Annotated in this window: 8 protein-coding genes; 3 read left to right on the forward strand and 5 right to left on the reverse strand. The window is 55.3% G+C overall.

The annotated features are described in order from the left end of the window. Positions 1–70: 70 nt before the first annotated feature. From BEN49_RS09405 to BEN49_RS09425, 5 genes are all read right to left on the reverse strand, one after another. On the reverse strand, positions 71–955 hold the full coding sequence (locus BEN49_RS09405; RefSeq protein ID WP_083325953.1) for a carboxypeptidase-like regulatory domain-containing protein: 885 nt from the start codon (positions 953–955) through the stop codon (positions 71–73). Between the two features lie 149 nt (positions 956–1,104). Next, a complete protein-coding gene (locus tag BEN49_RS09410; RefSeq protein WP_070742768.1) occupies positions 1,105–1,680 on the reverse strand; it encodes a hypothetical protein in 576 nt (191 codons plus the stop codon). 278 nt (positions 1,681–1,958) lie between these two features. Beyond that, positions 1,959–2,162: a hypothetical protein gene (locus BEN49_RS09415; RefSeq protein WP_070742769.1), complete on the reverse strand. Its 204-nt coding sequence runs from the start codon at positions 2,160–2,162 to the stop codon at positions 1,959–1,961. A 2-nt stretch (positions 2,163–2,164) separates the two neighbouring features. Continuing rightward, on the reverse strand, positions 2,165–2,533 hold the full coding sequence (locus BEN49_RS09420; protein ID WP_070742770.1) for a hypothetical protein: 369 nt from the start codon (positions 2,531–2,533) through the stop codon (positions 2,165–2,167). Between the two features lie 44 nt (positions 2,534–2,577). Further along, the gene (locus BEN49_RS09425; protein WP_070742771.1) at positions 2,578–3,537 is read right to left on the reverse strand and encodes a replication initiation protein; all 960 of its coding nucleotides are present in this window, start codon (positions 3,535–3,537) and stop codon (positions 2,578–2,580) included. Between the two features lie 855 nt (positions 3,538–4,392). Here BEN49_RS09425 and BEN49_RS27780 point away from each other — a divergent pair. From BEN49_RS27780 to BEN49_RS09440, 3 genes are read left to right on the forward strand one after another with little or no spacing between them, the layout of a single operon-like run. Further along, positions 4,393–4,770, forward strand: coding sequence for a plasmid mobilization protein (locus BEN49_RS27780; RefSeq protein ID WP_070742772.1), 378 nt, complete (start codon positions 4,393–4,395; stop codon positions 4,768–4,770). Beyond that, complete coding sequence (locus tag BEN49_RS09435) at positions 4,767–5,759, forward strand: relaxase/mobilization nuclease domain-containing protein (RefSeq protein WP_070742773.1); 993 nt, start codon at positions 4,767–4,769, stop codon at positions 5,757–5,759. The genes BEN49_RS27780 and BEN49_RS09435 overlap by 4 nt, the downstream gene beginning before the upstream one ends. Positions 5,760–5,778: 19 nt before the next feature. Further along, the gene (locus BEN49_RS09440) at positions 5,779–6,438 is read left to right on the forward strand and encodes a hypothetical protein (protein ID WP_070742774.1); all 660 of its coding nucleotides are present in this window, start codon (positions 5,779–5,781) and stop codon (positions 6,436–6,438) included. The last annotated feature ends 76 nt before the right edge of the window (positions 6,439–6,514 follow it).

Raw genomic sequence — 6,514 nt, forward strand, 5'->3', positions numbered from 1 at the left:
CCCCCGCTAAAACGGAGCAGTAGTCACATTTTACGTGTTGGAAACGGTCGTTTCTAGCATGTAAAAGCTGCTAATCTTTAACGGTTAGGTAAAAAGCGACTTGCAATTTCTTGCCTAGTAGCGGCACATTGCTTTTCACGGTTGGCTTTATCCAGGCCCCTTGGCTGGCTAACCGGGCATAGCATTGCCCGCCGTACCCCAAGGCGCCCCCAAAGTAAAGTTTCGATACATCGGGGGTGCCGGGTCCGCTGCTTTTCACCAATTCCACCGCGAGTAGGCAATCCTCCGTCAAGACCAACCGGTCGGCGGTGAGGTCGGCGGTGAGGACGCCTGTTTGGGGACTTGTGGTTAACAGCACGTCCCGTTGCAGGAGCTTTTCTGTGGTCGGCTGTCCCTGTGAGTCCAGCCGGTACACGTTCACGCGCAAGGTGAGGGGCGCCGTTTCATTTTTAGCGACGACCACGTGCAGGCTTTGTACGAGCGAGGGGCGTCGCTCCACCTGGATAACCGTACCGATTTCGGTCCCTAGTTCGTTGCTCCTCAGGCTAAAATTGAACTTTGGCCTTGGCTTGTCCAGCCCCAGCGTGTGGGTCCGGGAGTAGACAGAAGCGGCCACGACGTTCACGTCGGTCAAGGAAACAGTCAAGGGAGCGAGCCCCACGTTTGCCCCAGCAAGCAAGGCCGCAAAGGGCATCATCCGAGGCTCATAGCCGACACTAGACACGCGCACGCTGTCGGCTGCGTACGCAGGATTGTAGCGCAGTTGGTAATGCCCTTGCTCGTCGCTCACCGTACCCAGGCCGCGTTTGGGCAAGCCCACGTTGACAAAAGGGATAGGTTGTTGGGTGGCTTTATTCACTATGTTCCCGACAATCAGTTGTGCAGCAGCTGTTGAAGGCAACAAGGACAGTAGAACCCAACAGAAGCGCAGTGAAAAAAACCAATAAGAGCGCATAGGAGCGTATTACGACCAGTGAATGTAGCGCGGGTGGTGGCACTGAGTTGGCTCGCGTTGTTGCTCACCCAAGCCCACGGCGGGCTTCACCCGCTGCCTCAACCGGCTAACTTAATTCCCCAACAGGCTCTAATGCACAGGGTGTTAATTTAAAGAATAGTTATTTTTACAGCTTGGTCGAATAGAACAAGAACTGAACTAAGAAACATAACCACAAGTGTGGTTATTATCACTTCTTTTCTGCTGATGCCATTGTTGCTGATAGCTTTATAAGTGAGATAGAAGAGAAAGGCAACCACCAAAATGGATAGTGTGAACTTGCCAACTCCCAAATCAACGCCTACTCTTCCCTCATCGTTTGGATTTATAAAATTTAAGAACCCGGCTATGGTTCTCATGTATAAACACGTTAATAAGAAGGGAAATAATGCTAGGTTGTAACGGATTTTAATCAAGGAATAAATAACAATTGCTTGCACTAATGTGGCAATAGGTCCGGCAGCGCTTACTACTGTTGCATGCCAGGGGCTAACGTACTGCCTGCTTTCGGGGTAGCCCGAGTTTATAGTCATAACCATGTTGTTGCCCAAAGCTTCTCCGGTCAGCCAATGCATGAATTCATGAAATAGCCAAGTAAATACGACCGCTAGTAAAGTGATTAGCGTGTACTTAACCCAAGATATCTGCTGGGCTTCTGTTGGCTGGATTTGCAAAGTCTGTGGCATGAATTCAAATAGTTCATGTAATAAGGAAATATGCGCTTTGCAAAGCTATTTAAGAAACCCGTCTACGAATCAAAGTTTACGAAACGCACCGAGGGGATGAGTTTTGTGAACTCCAAACAAGCGCCTAGTCCCCTAGCAAAGTACCACGCCGGCAGCCCGCTGTCGAGGGAGGCGAAAACCGCACGGATTCCAAGACGGAGATTATAAGCAATCTTATGTTAAGTACTTTTTCCTATAATCAAAGGGAAAAATTGCACTTCCCCACTGCCCCTAAAGTGCTATTTAGAAGCAGCTGTGCGACGACGGGTTGGCCGGGGGGGAACCGGGGCCATAATGTCGAGATTCAAGTCGATTTTTCCCCGTTTGCGGGCAATCTCGGCCATCTGGGCTTGCAGGTTGTCGAGCAGGCGCTCGAAGGCTTCCGGGGAGCCAGCGCGTTCGCGCAGTTCGATTTCAAACTCGGAGGGGGTGTGCTTTTTCATAACTAGAGCAAGTTAGCAGCCTGGGCGCGGCGAATGAGAAACGGGTCGGCGATGTGGCTGGTTTTGATGATGCAGCGCCGGTAGGGCCGGGTGGTGAACACGCACAGGATTTGGTGAAGTTTCCCCCGGAAGCCGAATAGGCCGGCGTAGCGCAACTGAGTGGCGGTGTGGTACTCGGGGACTTCTAACCAGACGGTGGCGGGGTTGACAGCCGCTGCGGCCACTTCGGCGAAGCCCGCGCCCCGGTGGGAAGAGTGGTTTTTGCGCCCCTCCAGGTGCAGCACGTAGGCCGTTTGCCAGAACAGTTCGAAGCCGCGCCGATGGTCGCCCAGGAAGGGATATACTTTTTCGTTGGTCGTGTAGTAGGCCATGCAGGGAGCGGAAGGGGGCAGGAAGGGGCAAATAAAGCCCCAGGTTAGACTTTCGGCACTTTGGCGGCTACCAACCCTAGGCGCACCAGTAGCAGGCCCCCAGGATTGCGGCTGGCTTTGACCTTGCCCGTTTTCAAATCGTGGTTATAGCGGTTGACTTCCGCGACGTGGGCGGCACTGGCCAGGATGGTTTGCCGGTGCTTGGCATCAGTGATGCGTAGCTCGTCGAGGATGCGGGCGGCATTGTCGTAGTGGCTCTGCTGCATACCGGGCAGAGGTTGAGCAGTGGCCACCAGGTCGAAGGGGATGGTTTCAGCCAGGGCTTGCGACTTGACCGTGAAAATGATGTTTTTGACGCTCCGACCTACTTTCTCGAGCTTATAGCTAATGTGCAGTTCAGTGTGCTCATTGATTTGTTTGACAGACACATCCAGCACGTTCACGCGAAAATCTTTGAATAACTTCAGCTTCTCGTTGCCCTTGGCATCAAGCAGGCCCAATGTCTTTTTAAAATCTTGGATATCATACTTTTTGGTTTCGCCTAGGTCTTTCCACTGACTGCAAAGCGGATAAATGCGCTTAGCATACTTGCTGGTGAGACGGAGAGCAGCAGCCAAGCCGAAGCTGGTGAAGTTCTCTTTGAGGTGGAACAGGTGAGGTAGAATGTGCTGAGTAAGCTCAAATTCTATGATTCCAGTGCCCGTCAAATACTCAATCCTTTGAAACATAGAAAGTTGCTTGATGCTTTTCTCGGTCGTTACTGAAAAGACACGAGACATCATGCCCTCCGTAGCTATCAGCAGGTAGGGTAGATGATATTGCTTGCCAGTTAATGCAGATAATTCCTTGATATTCAACTGATAAACTAAGGATTCTTGTGTTTTCCGAAGTCTAGAAAGCATGAAGAAAAACAAGTCTAGTTGTAATTCACTATACTCAAAGCGGGCGTTAGTCAAGGCGTTACTTTGACGTATCTCCAAATCGGTAACAAGTGGCTGATTCATAGGGCAAAGATACAATAAAGGGGAGTATTTTTAAGGAGCACCCTTTTAAAACCTCCCATTTCACTGATTAAACCTCCCCATTTCACTGATTAAACCTCCCATTTCACTGATTAAACCTCCCATTTCACTGATTAAACCTCCCATTTCACTGATTAAACCTCCCATTTCGCCGTTTTTTCAAGTTCATGAACCTCTGAAAATAAGTTAGTTACAGTGACTAGTGTCGAGCCCTACAAATAAGCAAAGCTTTTCAAATACACCAATTGGTGTTCCCGCGCGAGGAAAAAAAGGATTTCAGAAGCTGTTCAGGGGTACAACGGCGCGAGCAAAACAAAAACAACAAAACCGTTAGAAGCCAGTAACTTGCGAGCATTCAATAAACACCATATTATTAGTAGTTAGAAGTTTATAATCTCAAAAGGACGAGCTTATGTACTGCTTTGGGCGGGGTAGTACTCGGTAGTGCTGGGCAGTGGGGAAGAGAGGCCGGCGAGGATTGGGTAGCAGCTGGGCAAAGTCGTGGAAGGCCGGCAGCGAGGGGAGTAGCGGCTAGCGGGTAGGGTGGCCAGGGAAGAGAGCAGGGGCCAGCAGGGTAGTGGAGGAAGTAGCGCCAAGAACAGCAGGTGAGCCACGAGGGGGCAGCGGATGGGGTGGGCAGCAGGAAGGGTAGCCGGTCAGTGGCTAGTTGGTTGGGTAGTTGGAAAGAGAGGCACGGAAGTCGTACCTTGGAGGCCCGTTAGTAGCTTGTTCAACGTAAAGCAAGAAGTGTTTTTGCTTCGCAAAAACCCCGGTCGGCCGTTGGCCTCCCTCTTCTTGCCCCAGTGGGGAGCCCTAGCTTTAACCTCAATTTTGCCCATGAATCCTGAGCGCCCTACCCCCGAGCCAGCCAAAAAGAAGCGGGCTCCCGGCCGGCCAAAAGCCCAGTTCACCCACGACGCGACCATCCAGCTACGCTTGGAACGGGGGCAGCTGGAGCAGCTCACCGAGCAGGCGCGGGTGACAGGCTACAGCCGGTCGGCCATCATCCGGGCGGCGCTCGATGGGGTGCAGGTCATTCAAGCCGCGCCCACGGCGGAGCAGCGCGAGCACTACCGGCAGCTGGTCAAGCTGGCCACCAACCTCAACCAGCTGGTGGTGCAGGCCCGAGTGGGCCAGGACGTGCAGGACCGGGCGCGGGCCACCCTTGACCAGGTGCAGCAGCTGCTGGCCACCCTTAACCCGAGCGCGGCATGATTGGGAAGGTGAAAATCGGCAAGAGCTTCGGGGGCATCTGCCGCTACGTGTTCCAGGAGGACAAGCAGGCGCAGGTGCTCGACGCGGAGGGCGTGCGCACCGACAGTGCGGCCCACATGGCTCAGGACTTCCAGTACCAGCAGGCGCAGCGCCCAGGGCTGGGTAACGCCGTGCTACACGTCGCGCTGGCCCTGCCGGCCGAGGACGCGGCCGGCCGCAGCCCCGAGCAGCTGAGCGAGCTGCTGCGCGAGGCCGGGCGGGCCTACGTGCAGGAGATGAAGCTAGAAAATACGCAATGGGCACTGGTGCAGCACTTTGATAAGAAACACTCCCACGCGCACTTGGTGGTGAACCGGGTAGACAATGACGGGCAGACGATAGCCGACAACTTCATTGGCCAGGAGAGCCGGCGCGTGTGCCAGCGCCTCGAGCAGCAGCTGGGCTTGACGGTGGCCGAGCAGCGGGGCCGCGAGCAGGCCCACGAGGTCGGCCCCACCCACCGGCAGGCGGTGGCCGCGACCCCCAAAGCGGAGCGCGCCGCCGATTGGCAGCGGGCGCGGCACGAGGTGGCCACGGCCCTGAGCCAAACGGCCCCCTATTCGGCCAGCTTCGCGCAGCTGCAAACGCGGCTGGCCCCCTACGGCATCGAGGTCAAGACCAGTGTGCACCAAAAAAAGGCGGGGCCGGCGGTGTTTGGGGTCGTTTTCGAGAAGGACGGGTACCAGATGAAGGGCAGCGAGGTGGGCAAAGCGTTCAGCGCCGGCAATCTGCAAAAGATGTTCGACCAGCACCAGGCGCAGCTGCCCGAGGTCGCGCAGGTAGTGGGCCAGGCCGTGCAGCGCTACTCGGCCGAGGCCCTGCGCCAGCTCTTTGCCCAGCAGGCCCAGGAAGCGGCCCGCAACGCCCAGGAAACGGCCCGTCAGGCGACGCAAGCCCCCACCAAGCAGCAAATCCCCGACCGCGAGCAGAGCGGGGGCCTATCGATGTAGTTTCTTTTTCCCTTTTGTGATGCAGCCGATTGACCCTGCCGACCTATTTGTGACCGTGGCCCAAATGCGCGACGGGATTGATACCCTCCTCAAGCGCGGCAAGCCGGCCACGGCCGCCGAGTTACAGCAGCTGCTGGCGCAAGTCAAGGCGCAGGGTGAGCAGCTGTTGAGCCAGGCCCAGGAGGGGTACCACATTACCCTTGACGGCGAGGCCGCTGCCAAGCTGATTGTGCCCTATATGCCCACCAACACGGAAACGGCGCGCATTATGAGCGAGGCCACGGCCACCATGCGGGCCACGTTGGCCCAGGGGGCAAAGGAGAACACCGCCCATGCGCAGCAGCTGCAAGCGATTCAGACCGGTTTTCCCCGCCAGGTGTCTATTGAGGGGGAAGTAGTGGGCTTTACCAATTGGAAAGCCGCTGGCCTAGTGGCCGTGGTGCCTCTGGTGCTCGTGCTGCTGACGCAGGCCTTCATGGGGCTCTTTTCTCAGGTGCCGCAGGCCAAATACGACCACCTGCTAGGGGTAGCGCAAGAGGTTGGCCGAGAGCGGGACTACTACCAGGGGCAGATTCAGAAGTTCCGTAAGGGAATGGATACCAACAAGGAAGCGCGGAAAACAACCCAATTTTTCTTCCCAGCTTACGTGCCAGCGCCCCCCGCTAAAACGGAGCAGTAGTCACATTTTACGTGTTGGAAACGGTCGTTTCTAGCATGTAAAAGCTGCTAATCTTTAACGGTTAGGTAAAAAGCGA

It is taken from the genome of Hymenobacter coccineus, from assembly GCF_001816125.1.
GTDB classification, from domain to species: Bacteria; Bacteroidota; Bacteroidia; order Cytophagales; family Hymenobacteraceae; genus Hymenobacter; species Hymenobacter coccineus.